At 27.0% G+C, this 22720-nt stretch carries 19 protein-coding genes, 2 tRNA genes and 1 other RNA gene; 3 read left to right on the plus strand and 19 right to left on the minus strand.

Features of this window, described 5'->3' with window-relative positions; genetic code table 11:
* The 14 genes from murB to ACTT9C_RS01040 all read right to left on the minus strand — a co-directional run bounded on the left by murB (window position 1) and on the right by ACTT9C_RS01040 (window position 15936).
* On the minus strand, window positions 1-909 hold the full coding sequence (murB, locus tag ACTT9C_RS00975; protein WP_440922641.1) for a UDP-N-acetylmuramate dehydrogenase: 909 nt from the start codon (window positions 907-909) through the stop codon (window positions 1-3).
* The gene (gene murC, locus ACTT9C_RS00980) at window positions 909-2303 is read right to left on the minus strand and encodes a UDP-N-acetylmuramate--L-alanine ligase (protein ID WP_440922642.1); all 1395 of its coding nucleotides are present in this window, start codon (window positions 2301-2303) and stop codon (window positions 909-911) included. Before murC ends, murB begins: the two co-directional genes overlap by 1 nt.
* Window positions 2293-3357 carry a UDP-N-acetylglucosamine--N-acetylmuramyl-(pentapeptide) pyrophosphoryl-undecaprenol N-acetylglucosamine transferase gene (locus tag ACTT9C_RS00985; protein WP_440922643.1) on the minus strand — a complete coding sequence of 355 codons (1065 nt, stop codon included), beginning with the start codon at window positions 3355-3357 and terminating at the stop codon, window positions 2293-2295. Before ACTT9C_RS00985 ends, murC begins: the two co-directional genes overlap by 11 nt.
* Window positions 3354-4481 (minus strand): FtsW/RodA/SpoVE family cell cycle protein, encoded by a 1128-nt coding sequence (locus ACTT9C_RS00990; RefSeq protein WP_440922644.1) that lies wholly within the window; start codon window positions 4479-4481, stop codon window positions 3354-3356. Before ACTT9C_RS00990 ends, ACTT9C_RS00985 begins: the two co-directional genes overlap by 4 nt.
* Window positions 4462-5772, minus strand: coding sequence for a UDP-N-acetylmuramoyl-L-alanine--D-glutamate ligase (murD, locus tag ACTT9C_RS00995; protein WP_440922645.1), 1311 nt, complete (start codon window positions 5770-5772; stop codon window positions 4462-4464). Before murD ends, ACTT9C_RS00990 begins: the two co-directional genes overlap by 20 nt.
* Window positions 5772-6857 (minus strand): phospho-N-acetylmuramoyl-pentapeptide-transferase, encoded by a 1086-nt coding sequence (gene mraY / locus ACTT9C_RS01000; protein ID WP_440922646.1) that lies wholly within the window; start codon window positions 6855-6857, stop codon window positions 5772-5774. Before mraY ends, murD begins: the two co-directional genes overlap by 1 nt.
* On the minus strand, window positions 6858-9701 hold the full coding sequence (locus ACTT9C_RS01005) for a UDP-N-acetylmuramoyl-L-alanyl-D-glutamate--2,6-diaminopimelate ligase (RefSeq protein WP_440922647.1): 2844 nt from the start codon (window positions 9699-9701) through the stop codon (window positions 6858-6860). It lies immediately after the preceding gene.
* Between the two features lie 2 nt (window positions 9702-9703).
* The gene (locus ACTT9C_RS01010; protein ID WP_440922648.1) at window positions 9704-11374 is read right to left on the minus strand and encodes a peptidoglycan D,D-transpeptidase FtsI family protein; all 1671 of its coding nucleotides are present in this window, start codon (window positions 11372-11374) and stop codon (window positions 9704-9706) included.
* Window positions 11375-11378: 4 nt separating this feature from the next.
* Window positions 11379-11690, minus strand: coding sequence for a cell division protein FtsL (locus ACTT9C_RS01015; RefSeq protein ID WP_440922649.1), 312 nt, complete (start codon window positions 11688-11690; stop codon window positions 11379-11381).
* Entirely contained in the window at window positions 11687-12697 is a 1011-nt protein-coding gene (rsmH, locus tag ACTT9C_RS01020; RefSeq protein ID WP_440922650.1) for a 16S rRNA (cytosine(1402)-N(4))-methyltransferase RsmH, read from the minus strand. Before rsmH ends, ACTT9C_RS01015 begins: the two co-directional genes overlap by 4 nt.
* A gap of 18 nt (window positions 12698-12715) precedes the next feature.
* A complete protein-coding gene (ftsZ, locus tag ACTT9C_RS01025; protein ID WP_440922651.1) occupies window positions 12716-14182 on the minus strand; it encodes a cell division protein FtsZ in 1467 nt (488 codons plus the stop codon).
* 18 nt (window positions 14183-14200) lie between these two features.
* Window positions 14201-14656 (minus strand): division/cell wall cluster transcriptional repressor MraZ, encoded by a 456-nt coding sequence (gene mraZ / locus ACTT9C_RS01030; protein WP_440922652.1) that lies wholly within the window; start codon window positions 14654-14656, stop codon window positions 14201-14203.
* 149 nt (window positions 14657-14805) lie between these two features.
* Window positions 14806-15160, minus strand: an RNA gene (gene rnpB / locus ACTT9C_RS01035) — RNase P RNA component class A.
* A gap of 44 nt (window positions 15161-15204) precedes the next feature.
* Complete coding sequence (locus ACTT9C_RS01040; protein ID WP_440922653.1) at window positions 15205-15936, minus strand: N-acetylmuramoyl-L-alanine amidase; 732 nt, start codon at window positions 15934-15936, stop codon at window positions 15205-15207.
* A gap of 65 nt (window positions 15937-16001) precedes the next feature.
* Here ACTT9C_RS01040 and ACTT9C_RS01045 point away from each other — a divergent pair, with 65 nt between their 5' ends.
* Entirely contained in the window at window positions 16002-16790 is a 789-nt protein-coding gene (locus ACTT9C_RS01045) for an MlaA family lipoprotein (protein ID WP_440922654.1), read from the plus strand.
* A gap of 17 nt (window positions 16791-16807) precedes the next feature.
* Window positions 16808-17395: an MlaC/ttg2D family ABC transporter substrate-binding protein gene (locus tag ACTT9C_RS01050; RefSeq protein WP_440922655.1), complete on the plus strand. Its 588-nt coding sequence runs from the start codon at window positions 16808-16810 to the stop codon at window positions 17393-17395.
* Between the two features lie 17 nt (window positions 17396-17412).
* Here ACTT9C_RS01050 and ACTT9C_RS01055 read toward each other — a convergent pair.
* Window positions 17413-17489: transfer RNA gene (locus tag ACTT9C_RS01055), tRNA-Ile, on the minus strand.
* A 93-nt stretch (window positions 17490-17582) separates the two neighbouring features.
* On the opposite strand from ACTT9C_RS01055, the gene ACTT9C_RS01060 reads away from it, so the two are divergent.
* A complete protein-coding gene (locus ACTT9C_RS01060) occupies window positions 17583-18440 on the plus strand; it encodes a hypothetical protein (RefSeq protein WP_440922656.1) in 858 nt (285 codons plus the stop codon).
* Window positions 18441-18450: 10 nt separating this feature from the next.
* On the opposite strand, the gene ACTT9C_RS01065 is transcribed toward ACTT9C_RS01060, so the two are convergent.
* From ACTT9C_RS01065 to ACTT9C_RS01080, 4 genes are all read right to left on the minus strand, one after another.
* Window positions 18451-18525 (minus strand) — tRNA-Val (locus tag ACTT9C_RS01065).
* 3 nt (window positions 18526-18528) lie between these two features.
* Window positions 18529-20355 carry an RNA polymerase sigma factor RpoD gene (rpoD, locus tag ACTT9C_RS01070; RefSeq protein ID WP_440922657.1) on the minus strand — a complete coding sequence of 609 codons (1827 nt, stop codon included), beginning with the start codon at window positions 20353-20355 and terminating at the stop codon, window positions 18529-18531.
* A 67-nt stretch (window positions 20356-20422) separates the two neighbouring features.
* Window positions 20423-22198, minus strand: coding sequence for a DNA primase (gene dnaG / locus ACTT9C_RS01075; protein ID WP_440922658.1), 1776 nt, complete (start codon window positions 22196-22198; stop codon window positions 20423-20425).
* Window positions 22198-22659 (minus strand): GatB/YqeY domain-containing protein, encoded by a 462-nt coding sequence (locus tag ACTT9C_RS01080; protein ID WP_440922659.1) that lies wholly within the window; start codon window positions 22657-22659, stop codon window positions 22198-22200. The genes dnaG and ACTT9C_RS01080 overlap by 1 nt, the downstream gene beginning before the upstream one ends.
* Window positions 22660-22720: the final 61 nt, after the last annotated feature.

Consider the following 22720-nt stretch of genomic DNA (forward strand, 5'->3'; position numbering starts at 1 on the left):
CTATTCCAATATTTTAATTTCATTATCTAGTTTAACACCAGTTTTTTCAAAAACTTTTTGTGATACAAAGTCAATTAGTTTTTTCATATCTTTAAAAGTAGCATTTCCTTTGTTAACAAAAAAATTTGAATGTTTATTAGAAATACATGCGTCTCCAAATTTAGTATCTAATGAAACTGACTCTCTAATTAGTTCCCAAACTTTTTTATTTGTTTGGTTTATTGGGTTTTTAAAAGTACTTCCACTAGTCTTAATTTTAGTTGGTTGATTTTTTTCCTTTTCTATTTTCATTTTTAAAATCTCACTATTAATTTTTTGGACATCACTTTTTATCCCTTTAAATGATGCACTTAAAAAAATTAAATCCTCAGGAATATCATTATTTCTATACTCAAAATTAATTTTTTTTGAAGGTATCGTAATTAAATTACCTCTGTTATCTATTGCTTGGATCGATATAAGAATATCTTTAAATTCTTTACCAAAACAACCTGCGTTCATTCTTATTCCCCCTCCAATAGAACCTGGGATGCAAGATAAAAACTCAAATCCACTTAAATTATTTTGAGCTGCGAACTCTGATAAACTTTTGTCTAAAACTGCACTTCCAGATATTATAACATCCTCTCTTAACAATGAGATTCTATTAAAGTTTTTACTTAGTTTAATTACAACTCCATCAAAAGTGTCATCTGAAATCAAAGTGTTTGACCCTGCTCCAATAATAAAAATTCTTTCTTGATTATTTAACAACTGGAGAAATTTTACTAAATCTTTTAAATTATCCGCTCTAAAAAAAACTTTTGATTTACCACCAATATTAAACCAATTTTTTTTTTTAAGATCTTGATCAAAAACCACATTACTTCCAAAATCCTTCAGTAAATCTTTTAGTTGATTTTTTTGCATTACATTAATTCTGGTAACCTTTTTATCCAATTTGAAATTGAACCAGCTCCCATCCCAATTACAATCTTATTTCCATACATATTTTTTTTTATAAATTTTGCTAATTGAATATTGTTATTCACTAAAAATAATTTTACTTTAGAATTTTTTATAATTTCTTTTGCAAAATTATTATAACTAAATCCCAATTTCATTTTCTCACCAGCAGTAAAAATTGGACAAAGAATAACAATATCTGCGTCTTTAAAAGATTCAGAGAATTCTTTTCTTAAATCTTTTAATCTTGAAATTCTATGTGGTTGAAAAATACAAACTTTTTCACTCTTGTTATAAACATTTTTCACGCCCTCTAAGACAGATCTTATTTCTGTAGGATGATGTGCATAATCATCATAAAAATCAATTTTATTATATGAAAAAATTTTATTAAATCTTCTTTGTACTCCCTTAAAATTTATTAAACCTTTTTTTATATTAGATGGTGAGATACCAACTGTAAAAGCAACTGCTATTGCTGCTGTAGAATTTCTAATATTGTGAATTCCTAGTAATGGAATTTTAAAGTTTTTCAAAACTAATTTCTTTTTATTTGGTAAGCTTACAAATAAATCAAATTTTGAGTATTGTTTCTCTTGTTTTATATTTTTTATAAGAAAATTAGCGTTCGATTTTGTTCCATAAGTATAAAAATTTTTGTTTTTGACAGACCTAATTAGTTCATTGTTAATTTTATCATCAACACATATAAATGATTTTCCAAATGATGGAACTTTTTTAATAAATTTCAAGAAATAGTTTTTCAAATCTTTAATAGATTTATAAAAATCCATGTGCTCTCTATCTACATTTGTTATGATTGAATAAGTTGGCGAAATATGAATAAAACTTCCATCAGACTCATCTGCTTCAAGGATCGACCAATCACTTTTACCAAGTTTCGCTGTGCCTTTAATTGAATTTATAATCCCACCATTTATTATAGTCGGATCTAATTTTGTTTTTTCAAAAATTGAACTTACCAAGGATGTCGTTGTTGTTTTACCATGAGAGCCTACCACAACAATGTTTCTCATTAGCGAAACAAGATTAGCCAACATTTTTCCCCTTTTAATGACAGGTAATTTTTTTCTTTGAGCCTCAATAAGTTCTGGATTATTTCTTTTTATAGCAGAGGAGATTACAACAATTGTTACATCTTTTATATTTTGCTTTTTATGACCAATAAATATTTTAATATTATTTTTTTTTAGTTTTTCTATATTTTTATTAATTGCAATGTCGCTTCCTTGAATTTTGAAACCTTTTGCCTTCATTATCAATGCGAGACCACTCATACCTATTCCACCAATACCTATGAAATGGATAATTTCCTTTTTAGCTAATTCAATTTTCATCAATAGTTTCCAATATTTTTTGGTTTATATCATTCCATGAGTTTTGGAAATTATGTTTTTCTAAATTATTTTTTTTTATATTGTACTCAGACTTATTCATAATTATATGATCTAAAAATTTTTCTAAATTAACCTCATTAAAGTCTTTTTGACTCATAATCCAACAGCAACCTAAATTTTGATAAAAATTTGCATTTTCAAATTGATGATTATCTTTTGCTGAAACTAGAGGGATTGTTAAAAATGGTTTATTCATAATTGATAATTCTGCTAAAGTAGATGCGCCAGCACGAGTAATACATAAGTCTGATTGAGTAATAAAATCTACTAAATTCTCTTCAAAATCAAAAATGGTATTTTCAATTTCAGCCTTATCATAAATATTCTTTAAATTATCAGTATTACTTTTATGAGTTTGTTGGATGATTTTAATTTTATTTTTTTTTGACAAATTTACGATAACATTTTTTATTATATTATCAAAAATCTTTGCACCTTGACTACCGCCAACAACTAAAAGACAGAATACTTTATTTTCTGTTTTAATTTTTTTTTTCTCATAAAAACTTTTTTTAACTAGTGGAGATATTATTTTAATTTTATATTTGAGTTTTTCAGGAAAGTTTTTTAAGTTTCTTGTATAAGTAAAAATTTTGTTACAAAAACCCAAAAAGAGTCTATTTGCTCTACCTAAAACAATATTGGGTTCTAGTAAGTATAGCTTTATTCCTAATAATTTTGCACCAAGACAAACAGGTAATGACATATATCCTCCTGTTGAAAAAACAATATCTATCTTATTTTTTTTTAATAATAAGACTGTTTTAATCACTAAATAAATTACTTGGAGTATTTTAAATATAAAAAATATATTCAGATTAAATTTAGGAGTATTTATCAAAACAATATCATTTTTTTTATCATCTAGATATTTCAACCCTCTTAAATCAGTAGAAATAAAAATATTAAAATTTGATTGCAAATGTTCACGAAGAATTTTTGCTGGCACTACATGTCCTCCTGATCCCCCAGTTGAGATTAAAATATTTTTCATTTAATTATTTTTCTTTTCGTTAAATTCAAAATTATACCAGACATAATAGAAATACTTATAATCGATGATCCCCCATAACTTAAAAACGGTAAAGTCATTCCTGTAGTTGGGAATAATCTAATATTTACTCCTATGTGAATCATTGCTTGCATAAGTATTAAACTAATAGATCCAGTTAGTATTAATTTGATCGTTTTATCATTTTCATTGTAAACTTTTTTCAGAACTGAAAATATTAATACTAGGTAGGTCAACAAAATTAACATTATTAAGATTACTCCAAACTCTTCTGAAATTACTGAAATAATGTAGTCAGTATGAGCTTCAGGGACTCTGTTTTTTAATGTTCCTTCTCCAATACCTTTCCCAAAGAAACCTCCACTTACTATAGCTTCTAATGCTTTATCTGATTGAAAGTTATGAGTACCCATTTCGGGATTAAAGAAAGAAAATAATCTATCTTTTATGTATTTAAATTGTGGAAAAAAACTAATGATGAATACTATCCCAGTTAAAGAAATAAAAAAAACTAGGCTCAAAAAAAATATACTTATACCAGAAATAAAAATCAAAACTAACCAACTAAAACCGATTAAAAGAGTTTGACCGATATCTGGTTGAAGTATCAAAAGACACGATATCAACAAAGTTAATAAAAAAGATAAGAAGTATTTCAAATTAAAATTAGTATATTTTTGAGAACAAATTATCATACTTATTATTACTATTAAAAAAGGCTTTACAAACTCGATAGGCTGTATTCTTGGCAAGATTGGTAAATCAATCCATCTCTTTGAACCTTTAATTTCTACTCCAATTATGGGAACAAGTAATAACAAAACTAATGATAAGCAGAAAAATATTACAGAAATTCTAAATATTTCTTTTTCAGGTATAAAAGAAAGAAAAAAAATCAAAAAGAAGCCAAAAAAAACAAAGACCGTATGTTTAAAAAAAAAGAAATATGTATTTGTATCTAATTTATCTGATGCAATTAGAGAAGTTGATACAAGTGAGAAAAATAAACCAACCAAAAATAAAAGTAAGATCAATGATAAAATAGGTTTATCAATACTTTTCCACCACTGATAAAAAGAAATATAGCTAAATAATTTTTCTTTCATTCAAATGTCTTTTTATTAATTCATTAAAATATAAGCCTCTTTCCTCAAAATTTTTAAAACTATCAAATGAGGCGGAAGCTGGACTAAATAGGATTGTGTTATTTGAGTGTTTTTTTTTAAGGATATTCTTAAAAATTGTTGATAGTGCAAGATTTAAATTTTTAAACTTTTTAAACTCTGTCTTCTCCTTTAAATCTTTTGAGAATTTTTTAAAGTTTTTACCAAAAACATAAATCTTAATATTCTTAAAATATCTTTTTGATAAAAATAATTTATCATCTTTTTTTGGAATACCACCAATTAACCAATGAATATTTTCATACATTTCTAATAATTCTTTTGAAGAAGAATAACTTGTTGATTTAGAATCATTAATTATGATTAATTTATTTTTGTTATAGATAATTTTCTGTCTATAATTCAATCCTTTAAATTTATTAACGCTTTTGAATAATTGATTTGATTTTATATTAAATTTTTTAATTACTTCTAAAACAAAAGATAGATTTGCCTGATTTGATCTTGATAAAAAATATTTATTTCTAATTCTTTTCAGAAGATATTTATTTAATTTTGTATCTACATTTACTATTTTTAACTTTAGTTTTTTTTCTTTAATTCTTTTTTGTATTAAATGATCGTTTTTATTAACAAATCCAATTGCTCCTCTTTTTTGATTATTAAAAATTTTAAATTTTGCTCTTATATAATTATTCAGATTTCCGTGTCTCTCTAAGTGATCTGGAGCAATATTGAGAATGGCAGCAAATTTTGATGAAAAAATTTTACTATATTCTAGTTGGTAAGACGAAGCCTCAATTACAAAAATTGTTTTTTTTGAAATCTTTTTAATAGATAGAATTGGCGTACCAATATTTCCTACTAATCGAACATCTTTTTTTTGATCTTTAAAGATATCATACAAAAGTTTGCAAGTAGTAGACTTACCGTTTGTACCAGTAATTGTAATGGAGATATTTTTATAAAATGCGTAAAAAATATCTAGATCTGTATAAATATCTTTATTTTTTTTCTTTAGTAAATTTTTTAACTTACATTTTTTTATATCAATTCCTGGACTTAATATTATTAAATCAAATTTAATATTTAATAATTCTTTAAATTTGAGAATTTTTTTTTTTAAAGGCTTATTAATTTTAAGGCTAAGATTGTCATCAAACAAATACACTTCGTTTTTATTTTTTAAAAAATTAAACGAAGAAAGACCACTTTTTCCTAATCCATAAATTAAAATTTTTTTATTGAAGAAAATTTGTGAATTATCACTCATTATCTTAATTTTAATGTAGCTAGTCCAATCATCGCTAAAATTATAGAAATTATCCAAAATCTAATTACAACTGTTGATTCGGGCCAGCCTTTCTTTTCAAAATGATGGTGAATTGGCGCCATTTTAAAAACTCTTTTACCAGTAATTTTAAATGATATTACTTGCACAATCACTGAAACAGCCTCAAGAACAAATAAACCTCCTGTAATTGCTAAAACTATCTCATGTTTTGTTATTATACCAACTGCTCCTAGGGAGCCACCCAAAGATAAAGATCCAGTATCTCCCATAAAAATTTTTGCTGGAGGTGCGTTGAACCATAAAAACCCTAAGCAAGAGCCAATGATAGCTCCACAAAATATTGAAACTTCTCCAGTTCCTTCTATGTATGGAATTTGTAAATAATTTGAAAATACAACATTTCCAGTGACATAACTTATAAATGCAAAACAAGCTGCAACAAGTATAACAGGCACTGTTGCTAACCCATCTAATCCATCGGTGAGATTTACAGCATTCGATGAACCAATAATTACAAATATTGAAAAAGGTATAAAAAACCATCCAAGATTAATGATAAGGTTTTTAAAAAAAGGAAAGTATAGATTAGTTAAATCTTGATAGTCATTAAAGTAAACATAAAAACTAACACCAATTATTGCTAGTATTATTTGGAAGGTTAATTTTAACTTTGATGAGATACCTGAAGAGTTACTGTACTTTATTTTTTTATAATCATCGAATGCTCCTAGTAAACCAAAAGAAATTGCGATATATAGACAAAATAGAACATTTAAATTTGATAAATCAGCCCAAAATAATACTGATATCAACAAACCAAACAAAATAATTACTCCGCCCATAGTAGGAGTTCCAATTTTTTTAACTATATGATCTTCCGGACCATCATCTCGGATAGGATTTAAAATCTTTTGTTTTGAAAAAAATTTTATAAAAGATCCTCCAATGATTAAAACAATAATCAATGAAGTAAAAAAAGATAAACCAGTCCTAAATGTCAGGTATTTGAAAACATTCAAAAAACTAAAGGTGTCAACAAAATTAAGTAAAAATTGATAAAGCATTTAATTTAATCTCTTTAGGTTATTTGCTATACTATTGAAACCTGTCGCATTTGAGGCTTTAATCATTAAATAATCATTATTATTTAAATCTTTCTCAATAAATTCAAATATTTTCAATTTATTTACTAAGATTCTTCCTCTTTTTACTTTAGTAATATTTTTAAATATTTCTCTGACCATTTTTCCCATAACAAATACTTTATCAATATTTGTCTTATTTATTAAAGGAGCTATTGAACGGTGAAGTTTTTTTGAATGTACTCCAAGTTCCATCATATCTCCAAGCAAAAGATATTTACGATACTTTTTTGTGTCAATATTATCATAATTCTTTAAAGCTGATTTTAAAGATAGAGGATTAGAATTATAACTTTCATCAATTAAATTAATTTTTTTGTTACCAATCTTTACAATAGAACGATCCCCTCTTCCTGCTGGACTTTTGAAATCTAAGAAAATTTTTTCATTTAATTTAAGTACATTTTTATAAATACTAATTACACTTAAAGCACCTAAAATATTATAAATATTATTTTGAAAATTATTAGATATTATGAAATATTTAAACGTATCATTTATTTTAACTTTAATTTTAAATACTTTTTCAACCTTTTTTATATTTATTAACTTAACATTTGCTTTTTTACTTTTAATCCCAAAAGAAATCACATTAATATTTTTATTAGAGGCAATTTTTTTATGTAATTTAAAAAAACTATCATCTGCATTCAAGACAACGAAACCATTAGGTAATATATTTTTAATTATCTCTGCTTTAGCTAAGGCTATTTGTTTAATATTTTTGAAATTTTTTGCATGTGCATAATTAATATTGGTTATTAAGCCAACATTAGGTTTTATAATATTTGTCAGACTATCAATCTCACCTTTTTTATCCATGCCAGCCTCTAAAATTCCAAATTCATCACTATGTCTTAAATTAAGTAAACTTAAGGGTACTCCAAATTTATTGTTATATGATTTTGGAGAAATACTAACACTAGAAAACTTTCTTAACACATTACCTAATAATTCTTTAAGAGTAGTTTTCCCACAACTTCCTGTAATAGCTATTATATTTGTATCGATATTTTTTCTAAATATTTTTGAAATTTCAGTCATAAATTTTAATGTATTTGTTACTTTTATCTGACGTTTACTATCAAATTTATTTTGAATTTTATTTACTACAACTAATGATGCTCTATTTTTAAATGCCTCTGCAATGAATTTGTTTCCGTCATTTTTTTTTCCTCTTATAGCAAAAAAAATATCATTCTTATTTACTTCTTTGGAGTTGATTCTTGCTTTATCTATTTTTATCAAAGGAATTTTATTTTTGATTTTAGATACTTCTTTAATAATATTTATCTTTAAGTTTTTTGATAAGTTTATATTTTTAAGATTGATACAATTTAAAATAATTTTTTTATCTGAAAAATAAATTTTCCTTTTACCAAAATCTTGTGTTTTTTCATGACCTTTTCCAGCAACTAACAAGATATCACCTGTATTTAAATTTTTGATAGCTTCAGATATAGCTTTTTTTCTGTCAGGTATTTCTTTTATAAAAGTATTCTGAATACCTTTTTTAATATCATTTCTAATTTTTCGCGGATCTTCAAATCTAGGATTATCATCAGTTAAATAGATTTCGTTAGAATAATCACTTGCGATCTTTCCCATTTTATATCTTTTATTTTGATCTCTATTTCCACCACAACCAAAAAGTAAAATTATTTTTTTATTAGGAAATTGCTCTTTAAGGTTTGAAAGACATATTTTAAGCGCATCTGGTGTATGAGCATAATCAAGTATTACTTTTGACTTATTTTTGATTTTACCTATTTTTTCAAATCTTCCATCGATTGGTTTAAGTTTTGATAATACATTTAGAATCTTAATTAAACTTAAATTGCTATTTTTTGCTGCAAGAATTGCCATTAAAATATTTTTTAATTGTATTTTTCCAATAAGATTTAAATTTACTTCTCTTGTAAGATTATTGTATTTTATCTTTAATATTTGTTTCTCACCTCTAAAACTATGAGATAAGATTTGAAATTGATTTTTATTATTATTTAAAGCCAGCAACTTTAATTTTCTAGAAATTGCAATTTTTTTTATTGTTTTAAATTCTGGTATTGTTTCATCTGCTATTACATTTCCTTTTTTTTTTATCAAATTTTCAAATAAGTACTGTTTTGCTTTAAAATATTCTTTAAAATTTTTATGATAATCTAGATGATCTTGAGATAAATTTGTAAAAATACCTGATGAAAAATTTAAACCATCTAACCTATTTTGACTAAGACCATGGCTAGATGCTTCCATAATTACATTATTAACTTTTTGAGATTTTAATTTGGATAATATTTGTCCTATTCGAATAGGGTCAATTGTAGTATTTGGTAAATTGAGTCTAATATTTTTTGATTTTACACCTAATGTTCCAATTGAGGCTACTTTTATTTTATTAAGTTTCAATAATTGAAAATAAAAATCTGAAACAGATGATTTTCCATTTGTTCCAGTTACAGCAATTAAATTATTAGGTTTATTATTATAAATTTTAAAAGCGATTTCTGCTAAAAGTTTTCTTATATTTTTAGTGTGAATAAATAAAACACCCTTTTTAAAATTTATAATTCTTTTCTCGCTGACAATAATTTTAGAGCCTTTTTTAATTGCAGTGGAAATAAATTTATTTCCATCATAATGGTTCCCTTTAATAGCAAAAAAAATATTATCTTTTTTAATATCTTTTGAATTGAATGAAATTCCTGAAAAAAAAATTTTTTTTTTACTACTATCTATATTTGCAAAATAATTTCCTAATAACATTGTTAGTTAACTTCTGCGTATTTTGTGGCTAAAATGGGCCCAATTTTTTCTATAATTTGACCAACAACTTCAACCGAAGTCCAACCCGCAGTATTAAAAGGAGTTCCTTTGTATTTTGTTCCTGATCCATCTCTATAATTATAAACATACTCACTATTTGTTTTAGGCTCGTCCAGCATCACGACTAAGCTATACTTAGGACTTGAGGCAGGAAATACAGATGCAAAAGTATTAATTTTTTTTCGTGAGTATCCACCTTCTAAGATTTTTTCAGCAGTCCCAGTTTTTCCTGCAACTTCATAACCTTCCACGTTAGCTAATGTTGCAGTTCCTTCCTTTGTGGCAACAATTTTTCTCAATATTGTAACAAGATTTGTTGAAACATTTTCCTCTAAAATTCTTTCTCCTTTAGTATATTTTTCTTTTTTTAAAAGAGTAGGATTAATCTTAAATCCTCCATTAGTGATAGTGGAGTAAGCGCTAGTTAATTGTAAAATTGTAGTGGTAATCCCATGTCCATAAGAGGTAGTTGCAAGCTTACATTTTCCCCAATTAAACGATATTGGTTTACCCATTTCCTCTATGTCAAATTTTATTGAATTAGTTAAGTCGAGATCATTTAAAAATTTTTTATATTTTTCAATCCCAATTGCTTGGCCGATTCTTACTGAACCTATGTTGCCTGAGCGAATTAATATTTCTTCAGCTGTTAAGTCAGAGGGAATTTTTTTGTCGTATTCACTTATTTTATTTTTTCCACAAGTAATACTTTTTTCTAAATTTTTAAATTCAGTACTTGGCTCTATTATCTTTTCATTTAAAGCTGCTGCCAAAGTAAAAGTTTTAAAAACAGAACCTAATTCATAAACACCCTTAGTTGCTCTATTAATATAATTTACATCTGTAATATTTTCTCTTTGATTTGGGTCAAAATCAGGCAGTGAAATAATCGATAATATCTCACCATTATTAATATCCATTAAAATTGAGGCACTACCCTTAGTTTTAAATATTTTATTAAACCTTATTAACTCTTCTCTTATCAGGAACTGAATATCTTTATCGACAGTAAGTTGAATAGATTTATCGTTTTTTTTTAAATCTAAATCTAATGATTTCTCTAACCCAGAAATCCCTAAGTTATCATCATCTATTTGTCCTATTATATGACTAAATAAATTTTTTTGTGGATAAACTCTTATAAGATTTTTATGTGGTTTTATTGATTTATCACCCAACATCATAATTTTCTCATAGTTCTCCTCTGAAATTTTTTTTTCAAACCAAAAAAATTTATCTTTTGAAAGTTTGGAATTAATTAATTCAAAATCTTTATCAGGAAAAATATATTTTAGATTAAGTAACAATTTTTTTTTATCTATCGCTTCAACTGGATTTATTCCAATATCGATAGAATTAACAGTTTTTGCTAAAAAATGATTGTTTCGATCTAAGATATTTGCTCTCTGAGTTTTTTTAAAAGAGCTATAATTCTTTAAAATATTAGAATTTAAATCTCTAGACCCCAGATGAGTAAGATGAATACAATAGATTACAGAAATAAGAAAAAAAATAAAAAAAATAAATGCAACTCTATTAAATCTAACATCAAAGTTTTTTTTGTCGCTTTTAAATTTAAATTCTTCTTTGTTTTCTTGTAGAATAAACTTCATATTATTATTTTTCGCTATCCGTAATTTTGACATCGCTTAGAAACATTTTTTCTCTTGTGAGGTCAATTATTTCAATTTCATTTATATTCTTTTGGGTCAACTTATTTTCAAAATAAAGATTTTGATAACTAATCAGTTTTTCTGGAGAGCTTAAATAATCAAATTCAAGTTTTACATTATCAAATTCTAAATTTAAATCTGATATACTCTCTTTTAAACTAAACAATTCCTCATCAATTTTCTTCGTAGAATTTTTTATAAAAGAGGTAATTACAATAAGTGAAAAAATTAAACTAATAGTTAGAATTTTTTTCATAAGTTAAGTCTAAGATTTTCAATTTCTATTAAATCTTTAAATTTGTCTAAAATATCGGTTTTAAAATTGTAAAAATTTTCCTTTTTTATTAAACATCTTAATTTTGCAGACCTAGAGGGAGGGTTTTCTTTTAGTTCTAGATTTGAAGGCACTATTGGCTTTTTTTGATATAACTTAAATAAAATTTCTTCTTGAATTTCTTCAGGTTGGTATCTAGATACACTTTTGTGTTCTGAGAGACTTCTAAAGAAATATTTTACAATTTTGTCTTCTAAAGAATGAAAAGTTACAACAACCAAAAGACCATCTTTTTTTAAAACTTTAGCTGCATGGATCATTCCATGAATTAACTCACTTATTTCTTTATTAACAAAAATTCTTAATGCTTGAAAAACTTTAGTTGCAGGATGAATTTTTTTATTATTTTTTTTTTTTGATTTTTCAATAATTTTTACTAAATGAGGGGTGTCTATTTCTTTTAACAATCTGTCTTTAAGAATATTCTTAACGATTAATTTTGCGTCTCTCTCGTCGCCAAAAGATTTGAAAATTTTAATAAGGCTTTTTCCATCTAATTTATTTATTGCTTCCTTAGCTGAAAACTCATTTAAACCCATCCTCATATCCAACGAACCACTAGAACTAAAAGACAATCCTTTTTTTGAGTCTTTAATCTGTGAGTATGAATAACCTAAATCAAATAATACACCTCTTACATTTTCATTTTTGAGTTTTAAATTTCCTAATTTACTGAAATTTAAATTCTTAAAAATAAATCGATCTGGAAATTTTTTTTCAATTTCTTCTGCAATTTTTAAACTTTCAGAGTCTCTATCAAACCCAATTACTTTATTATTTTTATTCTTAAGTATTTCTCGAGTGTAACCGCCTTGACCAAAAGTACAGTCTATAAATGTGCCACCATATTGAGGGGTAATAATGCTAATAATTTCTTTTAGCAGTACTGGATAATGTTTTGTTTTATCCTGTACTATGGTGGCTTCCATTTATTTTTACGAAGACCATTAATTTTTTTGTCTTCTTAAAAATGCTGGTATCTCTAAATCGTCCTCTTCGTCCTCATTTTCTTGAGACAATAGATTTTCTGATGAAGAGATCTCGTTTTCAGAGCTAAATAAGTCTGGTGCATCACTATCTACTCCAAACTCTTTTAGATCATTTTTTATCTCGTCTTTATTTGTTGATTCACCAATAGCCTCTTGAGTGAAAGAACTTTCCTCATCCTCATTAGCTTTTTCAACTAAGCTTTCAACTTGTTGATTTTTTAATAATTCCTCATGGTATTGATCATTAATTTGATTAATATTGTCATTCACAACAGTTTCGCTAACATTTTCACTTGATATTTCATTCTCTAATTTCAATGCATTAGCACCACTTGAGATTGGCGTGCTAGTTGAAAAATTAAAAGAAGTGTTAGATCCTAAATTTGAAAAATCAGAGTATCCAGGATTTCTATTTTGAATCCTATGTACCATATTAATTACTGATTTTGTTTCAGGTTGTTGTCCATCTAAAGCTGTTGCAACAATCGATACTCTAATTTTACCTTCAAGAGACGGGTCAGTAATTGCACCTATAATTACCTCTGCATCAGCCTCAACTTCAGATCTAATTTTGTTAACTACTTCGTCAACTTCAAATAACTTAAGATCTTTGCCACCAGTTATATTTACTAATAATCCTTTTGCACCTTTTAGAGTATAATCATCTATTAAAGGATTGCTGATTGCCATCTCGGTAGCTTTCATAGATCTACCTTCGCCTTCAGCCTCTCCTGTTCCCATCATAGCTTTACCCATTGATGCCATAACTGTTTCAACATCAGCAAAATCTAAATTAATGATCCCAGGTCTTACCATTAAATCTGTTACACTTTGAACACCATGCATTAAAACATTATTTGATAGATTGAAAGACTCCTCAAATGTAGTTTGTTCATTCGCTATCTTAAATAAATTTTGATTGGGAATTACTATTATAGTGTCTACATGTTTTCTTAATTCCTCTAGACCGATTTGGGCTCTCCTCATTCTTGAAGGACCCTCATATAAAAATGGTAGTGTCACTACGCCAACAGTTAAAATATTTAATTCCTTCGCAGCTCTTGCAATTACGTGTGCAGCACCAGTTCCAGTTCCACCACCCATCCCAGCGGCTATAAAAACCATATTTGCACCTTGTAAAACATTCACGATATCATTTAAAGACTCATCAGCTGCAGCTTGACCTATGTCAATTTTTGCACCTGCTCCTAGACCTTTGGTTAAATTTAAACCAATTTGAATTTTTGATTTTGCTTTACTATGTTTAAGATCTTGTGCATCAGTATTAACAGCAATAAATTCTACTCCTTGCATTCCATTTTCAATCATTTCATTAATTGCATTTCCACCTGCGCCACCAACTCCCATTACCAAAAGTCTTGGTTGTAACTCTCTAATCTCAGGAGTTTTAAAGTTAATTGTCATCTTGTTATCCCCCTCTTTTTATTTATTTAATTGATTCTCCCATTTAAGACTTGCACGATTTAAATTTGCTTTTTTTCTTGCATTGACCTTAAATTTTTCAAAAATTGTTGGTTCCCATATCTGAAAAGTCTTACCTTGACCAACAAATACCATGCTATTTTTAATTTTTGCATGTTTTAATAATTTTGATGTGAGTGAAATTCTTCCCTCACTATCAAATTGTAAATTCGTACTTTCCGATAATATTGAAGTAGCAAAAAAATCTCTTTTTTCTTCAAATGGATTAAGAGTGTCTATTGAATTAGAAATTTTTTCAACTCTGTCTTGAGGCCATGCCTCTATTGATTGATTGTTAAATGATGGATAACAAATCACTCCATTATAACCTAAATTAGATAAGTAAGATCTAAAACTTGCCGGCACTGACACCCTTCCTTTTTTGTCTAATTTGTTTTCGTAGGTTGATAAAAACATAAACCATAAATTCCTTTATCCCCTAAAATGGGAATATATGGGATATTATGGGTTTTTAAGCTAGGTGTCAATACATACAATTTATGGTTTAAATGAGTAAATTTGAGTAATTTATTTCATGATTTGTTAATGATTAAAATTTAGAAAAGTTTGCCAGATAAACTATAAGCCGGGTTCTGTCATTTAAACCTATCATTTCTCTAGGTTTGAAATCACTTCCAAACTCAAGCGACTAACCCAGGTGACTAGCCAAGGACGGCTTTTAGTTTTTCAACAATGTCACCTCTACTTAGTCTTGCTCCCAGTGGGGTTTTCCAGCGTTCATTGTTACCAATAGAACCGGTGTGCTCTTACCACACCTTTTCACCCTTGCCATGTTATGGCGGTTTATTTTCTGTGGCACTATCCCTAGGGTTGCCCCCGCCAGGTATTACCTGGCACTGCATCCTTGCGGAGCCCGGACTTTCCTCTTTAAAATTATAAAGCGATAAGTCATTTATCTGGCGATATTAATTTATAATTAAATTATTTTTTTTCAACAATAATTGTCAAAATTTCAATAAATTCTTACTGATTATTAAGCATTCTTGATCAGAAATTCCATTAATCAACCCTTGTCTGAACCTTCTTTGAAAAGCTATGGTTAAAGTTCTTTTCTGAAAATTTAAGTTTTTTTGTGAAATCCTATTATAACCAATTTTTTTTAAATTTTTCATAAAGTTTATTTGTTCAACAAAATTTAATTTGATTAATCTTTTTTTCTTAATTTTTTTCTCATTTAAATTATGCCACTGAGATAGTTTGAACTTTGCTAATCTTTTCCAAGGAAACTTTTCTCCAGGATCTTTCTTTCGATCTGGAGAAATATCAGAATGTCCTAAAACGTTTTTAAAATTAATATTGTACTTTCTTATTAAATGCTTCAATAATTTTTTAGTTGAAATAATCTGTTTTTGAGAAAAATTTTCATAATTATTATCATGACCAGAATTTTGTATTTCAATACCAATAGAATACTTATTAAGGGATTTTAAATTCTTCCAGCTTGACTTACCAGCGTGCCAAGCTTCATAAAGTGGTGGAACAAGATTTAATACTGAGCCATTTTTTTTTATAAAATAATGTGCGCTAACTTTTGATTTGGTATCACAAAGTCTTTTTAAGGCTGATATTTCTTTGTTCATGCCAGTGTAATGAATAATTATAAATTTAATATTTTTTTGTGATCTTTTGATTGCATTAAAGTTTGGTGAATAATTAAGTGATATTTTAGGCCACATTTAAGCTATAATAATGATTTATTCTTATTTTATTTTAATTAACATTGTAATATACAGAATATTAAATGATAAAAAAAATTATAGTAATTGTAATTACAACCCTTACGTTAATTTCAAATGTTTATGCGGGTTCAGACGGAGAACTTATTTTAAAAAAAAATGAACCTTCAGAAATCAAAGATTGCTCTGAAACTTTCAATAAAGCATCTTTTGCTCTTAATCAAGGATTAGATAAAATAATTTTTAAACCAGTTTCAAGTGTTTACAGAACTTTGCCCTCTCCAATTAAAACTGGAGTAAGTAATTCATTAAATAATTTGTCAAATGTAGTAACAATACCTAACAATATTCTTCAAGGTGAATTTGCAATAGCTGGTGTAAATACTGGGAGATTTTTGATCAATACAACAATTGGCATACTTGGTTTATTTGATGTCGCAACATATTTTGGTTTCAGTGAATATGTTAAAGAAGACTACGGACAAAGTTTAGCCTCACATGGTGTTGGCCCTGGTTGCTATTTGGTATTACCTGTTTTAGGTCCAACCACTGCTAGAGACACAATAGCCTCTTTAACAAATTTTATTGGAGGAGATGCTTGGTATAATGTGACTGTGAAAAACGATACTCACTATTTTAGAGATATTGACTATTATGCATCAAGAGTAACTGCCGGGGTAGATTTTAGAGCTAAAAATTTTGACTCAATAGAAAATTTGGAAAAAAATTCATTAGACTTTTATGCTTCAGTAAAAAGTCTTTATTTACAAGATAGACAACAAAGAATCTTGAATAGTAAAAAAATTATTGAAACTCAAGATGATAGTGATTGGGAAGAGATAGAAACTCAATAATTTTCATTTTATAAATGATGAAAAAAAACTTACTGATATTCTTAGCTATTTTTTTTTCAACAACTTCTCTAACGTTCTCAATTGAGCCTGATATTTTTGTTCAATCAACAGTTAATAGAGCCTCAAAATTACTAGGCGAAGATATATCTAAAGATGAAAAGATAAAGAAGTTAAAATTAATAGCCAAGGAGACAGTGGATATTAAAGGAATTGGTTTTTATACACTTGGTATCAAAAGAAAAAGTCTCAATAATGAGGAGAAAGAGAATTATTCGGAACTATTTGAAGAATATTTTTTGAAAAGTTTTTCAAGTCGACTTGCCGAGTATACTAATCCTGAAATCGATGTAACAAACAAAGAAAAGCTTAGTGATAATTACACTATTGTGAATAGTGTTTTAAAATCTACAAATGAGAGACCTGAAATAAATATAGATTGGAGAATTTACACAAAAGACCCTAAAAACCCTTTGATAAGGGATTTAATAATTGAAGGCCTTAGTTTAGCTAGAACACAAAAAGAAGAGTTTGCCTCTGTCTTGAGTTCTAACAATGACGATATTGAAGCCTTATTTAAAGTTTTAAAAGAGTTTTCAAATAATTAAATTTTCTTTGTTGTATTTGGTGGGCCCGCCAGGACTCGAACCTGGGACCAATACATTATGAGTGTACTGCTCTAACCAACTGAGCTACAGGCCCTAAATAAATTTATGTTTACAATGTTTTTTATGACCACGCAAGTTGAGATATTTCATATTTGATTTATGATGTAGTTCTAATGGATATTCAGATATGAATAAAGATACAAAAAAACTTTTAATTTATAGCTTATTCAAGAATTCAAAAAAATATTCGATAAAGTGGAGTAGCTATTTTCAAGTTTATGAAAAAATCTTATCCAAATATAAAAATAAAAAAATTAAATTTGTTGAAATAGGAGTTGCGAATGGTGGATCATTATTTATGTGGAAAAAATACTTTGGTAAGAAAGCGAAAATAATTGGTATTGATCTTAATCCGGGAGCAAAAAAATTAGAAAAAAATGGTTTTAAAATTTATATCGGGAATCAAAGTAATAAAAAATTTTGGAGTTATTTTTATAAAAAAGAAGGTAAGGTTGATATCATTTTAGATGATGGTGGACACAAAAATATACAACAAATTAGCACTGTACACTACTCTTTACCATACATCAAAGATGGAGGAAAAATAATTGTTGAGGATACAAGTACAAGCTATGTAAAAAAGGAATTTAATAATCCTTCTAAATATTCTTTCATAAATTATTCAAAAAAAGTTATTGATAGCATTCATAGAAGATCACCATTGTTAAAAAAAAAATTAAGCTTTTACTCAAAAAAAATTTTTTTAGTTGAATTTTTTGAGTCAATAGTTGTTTTTTCAATTGATTCTAGAAAATGCTTTCAAAATAAAGAAGTTGCTAATGAGGCAAAGAATGAGTGGGCAATCGATTATCGTAATAATGAATATTTTGGAGAATTAAAATCGAAACTTGATAAAAAATATGGTTCTTTAAATAAGCGAAGTTTTTTTAGAAGAATTATCCGAAAAATCTTTTATAGAAACTTTATGTTTAATCTTTTGGATAATATTAAAATCAAAAAAATTTTTAAAGATTTAGATAACTAGAATCATTTTGTGGTGGGCCGTGTTGGTTACGCTCCAACTACCCCTGCAATGTCAATGCAGTACTCTACTATTGAGCTAACGGCCCAAATTAACTTTCTAAGAAGCTTTTAAGTTGTTTTGACCTACTAGGATGCTTTAGTTTTCTCAATGCCTTTGCTTCTATTTGACGTATTCTTTCTCTAGTAACAGAAAATTGTAATCCAACTTCTTCAAGAGTATGATCAGTATTCATCCCTACTCCAAATCTCATTCTTAAAACACGCTCCTCTCTGGGTGTCAATGTTGAGAGTATCTTTGTTGTTGCTTCACCTAAATTTGATTTGATTGCTTGTTCTAAAGGAGCTAAAGCTTTTGTATCTTCAATAAAATCTCCTAAGCTACTGTCTTCTTCATCACCAACTGGTTTCTCTAAAGATACAGGTTCTTTTGAAATTTTTAAAACTTTTCTCACTTTGTCTAATGGCATTCTAAGTTTTTTTGCTAATTCCTCTGGAGTGGCTTCTCTACCAAACTCACTCAAAATAAGTCTCTGTGTTCTGACAATTTTATTGATTGTCTCAATCATATGCACAGGTATTCTTATAGTTCTTGCTTGGTCAGCAATCGACCTGGTAATCGCTTGTCTTATCCACCAAGTGGCATATGTAGAAAATTTATAGCCTCTTCTATATTCAAACTTATCTACTGCTTTCATTAACCCAATATTACCCTCTTGAATTAAATCCAAAAACTGCAGACCTCTATTAGTATATTTTTTTGCAATAGAGATAACTAAACGTAAATTTGCCTCTACCATCTCTTTTTTTGCTATTCTAGACTCTTTTTCACCTTTTTGAACTCTGCTGACTAGTTTTTTAAAATCAGTTACCGACATACCTAGTTTGTGGCTAATCTCAACCAATCTCTCCCTTATATTCTTAAACTCCTCTTTATTTTTACTAAAAAATTGTTTCCATAAAATATTTGTATCTAAAAATTTTTTTAAGTTAGGATTAATTTCATTTCCGATATAAAATTTAATAAATTCATTTCTCGGTATTTTTTGATTCATTGCTAATCTCAAAAGATTTCCCTCTAAAGAAATTATTTTCTTATTTTCTACGTAATGTTTTTGGACAAGATCTTCTAATACTGATGGAGATAATTGTAGTGACTTAATATTTTCTAAAATATCATTAACAGTTTTTTCGTAACCTTTTTCTTTGGAGGTCGAAAAAATTTTTGAATTAAGAACACAATCTAATTTTTCTTTTTGATATTTTATTAATTTACGATATTCTTTTGTAAGTAAGTGAACTGTTTTTAAAACTTTTGGTTTAATTTCTGACTCCATTGCAGCAAGAGTAGGATTAAAATCATCATCGCTGTCTTCAGTTGAGTTCTCATCTTTTTCATCCTCTCCTGCATTTTTTTGTTTAGCACTTGGGCCAGTATTTTCATCCTCCATATAGTTTGTATCTATATCGATTATTTCCCTTACTAAAATTTCGTCATTTTGTAATTTTTCATCCCAATCAAAAAATTGTTGGGCGGTAATTGGACTTTGAGACAATGCAATTAACATTACATCTTTACCTGCCTCTATTCTTTTAGCTATTGCTATTTCTCCTTCTCTAGACAACAGCTCTACTCCACCCATTTCTCTTAAATACATTCTAATTGGGTCGTCGCTTTTCTCGATTGTTTTACCCTCTTCTTTAGATGAATTTTCTTTTTTTCTTAATACTTTAAAATCAGATTTTTTTTCAACTAATACTATTTTTTCATCCAGAATATGAATAAAAGCTTGAGACAAATTTTCGTCTGAAAGATTTCTTTTTCCTAGAGATTTGCTTAGTTCTTCATGTGTGATAAAACCACGATGGGTTCCTCTTCCCATTAATCTAGCAAATGATTTAGTAATAATTCTTTCCACAGCAAATAAAGTTTGAGAGACTTATATAATGCCAAATAATTAAAAATCCATTGCTAATTTATTCAGATTAGTTGGTTTTTCTCTCATTTTTTAGCTCTTTTAGCGCATTAAATGTTGTTTCACTTAAATCTTCTGAAAACTTCGATTCTAATTCTTGTATTCTCAATTCTAAATCATGATTAAATAAATCTTTTGAAATATCATCTAGTAGCTCTATCACTTTATTATCATTTTTAGGTTTATTTTTAAGAATATGTTTTATTGGTGCAAACTTATTTATCTTATCAATCAATTGTTTATCAAAATTAAGAGTTTTAATATCTATGGGCTCATTAGATTTTAATTTTTCACGTAAGGAATTAAATATCTGTTTATTGATTTCTGTGAATAATTTAACATTTTCGAGTAAATGAATATTTGACTGAAAAAAAGACAAATTATTTAAAAGTAGATATAACAACGAAAACTCTTTTAATTCTACACCAGTAATACCTTGGCTATCATTAAAAAACTTTTGTGTTGATTCAAGTGATTTTGTTTTCTTAACAAAAGACTTATTCTTATTTTGATTAGAATGTGGTGTTAATTCTGCAATTTTCTCCAAAAAAAATTCAAGTACATATTTTTTGATAAAATTATCTTTAATTGTCTTTGCTATTGATCTTAGTTTTTTCTCAAATATTGCCATGGAAGAGGGATTATTTTTAGTTTGTTTTTTATAATGGCTTAAAATAAATTGATGAATTGGCAGCTTGTTCTGTTTTGTAAAATCTAAAAAATAATTTTTACCATTTCTATTTACAAAACTATCCGGGTCCTCTTTATCTGGTAAAAATAAGAATGATATTTGTTTTTCAGGTTTTAATTCTTTTATAGAATTTTCTGCTGCTCTTAGAGCAGCTTTATAACCACTTTCATCTCCATCAAAACAGATAATGATGTCATCAAAGAACTGATTTAATGTTAAAATTTGTTTATCGGATAAAGAAGTGCCAAGATTTGCAACAACGTTTTCAACTCCATTTTTACTTAAACCAACTACATCCATATAACCTTCAACTAAAAAGATATGGTCTAACTTATTAGATAATTTTCTTGCTAGGTCTAAATTATAAAGATTTGAACCCTTTTTAAAAAAGTTAGTCTCTGGTGAATTAATATACTTTGCTAAGTAATCTAAATTTTCAATTATTCTACCTCCCAAAGCGATTGGCTGTCCTGAAATATTGTTTATCGGAAATATCAATCTTCCTTTAAATCTCTCTACACATTTTTTTTTCTTTTCATCAAAATAAAATAAACCACTTTCTAATAAAGTTTTTTCACCAAATTCTTTTTTAAGTTCATCAAAAAAACTTGGATTTTTTTCAACGAAACCAATTTTAAATTTTTTAACTTCATTTTTGCTTAATGATCTATTCTTTAAATATTCTCTGGCGTTTGTGAGTTTTTCATTTTTTAATAGCTGGTTATGATAATAATCAACATATTTGCTATAAATTGATAAATACTCTTTCAAATTTTTTTCTCTCTCTTCATCTTGTTTGGTGAATAGATATGGTTGCATTCCAGCAATATTAGCAAGATATTTTACTGCTTCTCCAAACCTTAAGTTTTGAGTTTTCATAACAAAATCAAAAATATTTCCATGCTCTGAAGTTGCGAAACAATGATAAAATTCTTTTTCATCATTAACTGTAAAGGAAGGGGTTTTCTCATTTTTAAAAGGTGATAGTCCAACAAACTCCTTTCCTCTTTTTTTTAAAGCTACAACTTTTGAAACAACACTAGAAACTTTGAGACGAGTTTTAATTTCATCTAAATATTCTTTTGGATATTTCATTATTTATTTAACAATTGTTTTAACAAAGCTCCAGCTTTTGAAAAATCAATTTCATCAGCATGCTTTTTTTTTAATTCACCCATTACTTTTCCCATATCTTTAATGGAGTTTGCACCTAATTTAGAAATAATTTCCTCACATATTTTTTTTGTATCATCGTCATTCAGCTGTTTAGGTAAAAAACTTGATAGAATATTAAATTCATTTTGTTCAATTTCTAGAAGATCAGAGCGATTATTTTTTTTATAAATATCGATTGATTCGGTTCTTTGCTTCATCATCTTTTTTAACAATTTTTTTATATCTTCATCATCTGTTTCTTTTTTGTTAGGACCAGACCTGTTTGAGATATCGAGATCCTTAATTGATGATAAAATTAACCTATAAGTTGAGATTTTAATTTTATCTTTAGATTTTAAAGCATTTTTATATTCTGTTTCAATTGTTTCTTTTAACGACATAATTTTTTAATCTACTTTAAAGAAAAAATTCTTCAAAAGAAAAATTGTTTTTTTACAATTT

Origin of the sequence: Candidatus Pelagibacter sp. (genome assembly GCF_052049575.1) — a bacterium.
Taxonomy (GTDB): Bacteria; Pseudomonadota; Alphaproteobacteria; order Pelagibacterales; family Pelagibacteraceae; genus Pelagibacter.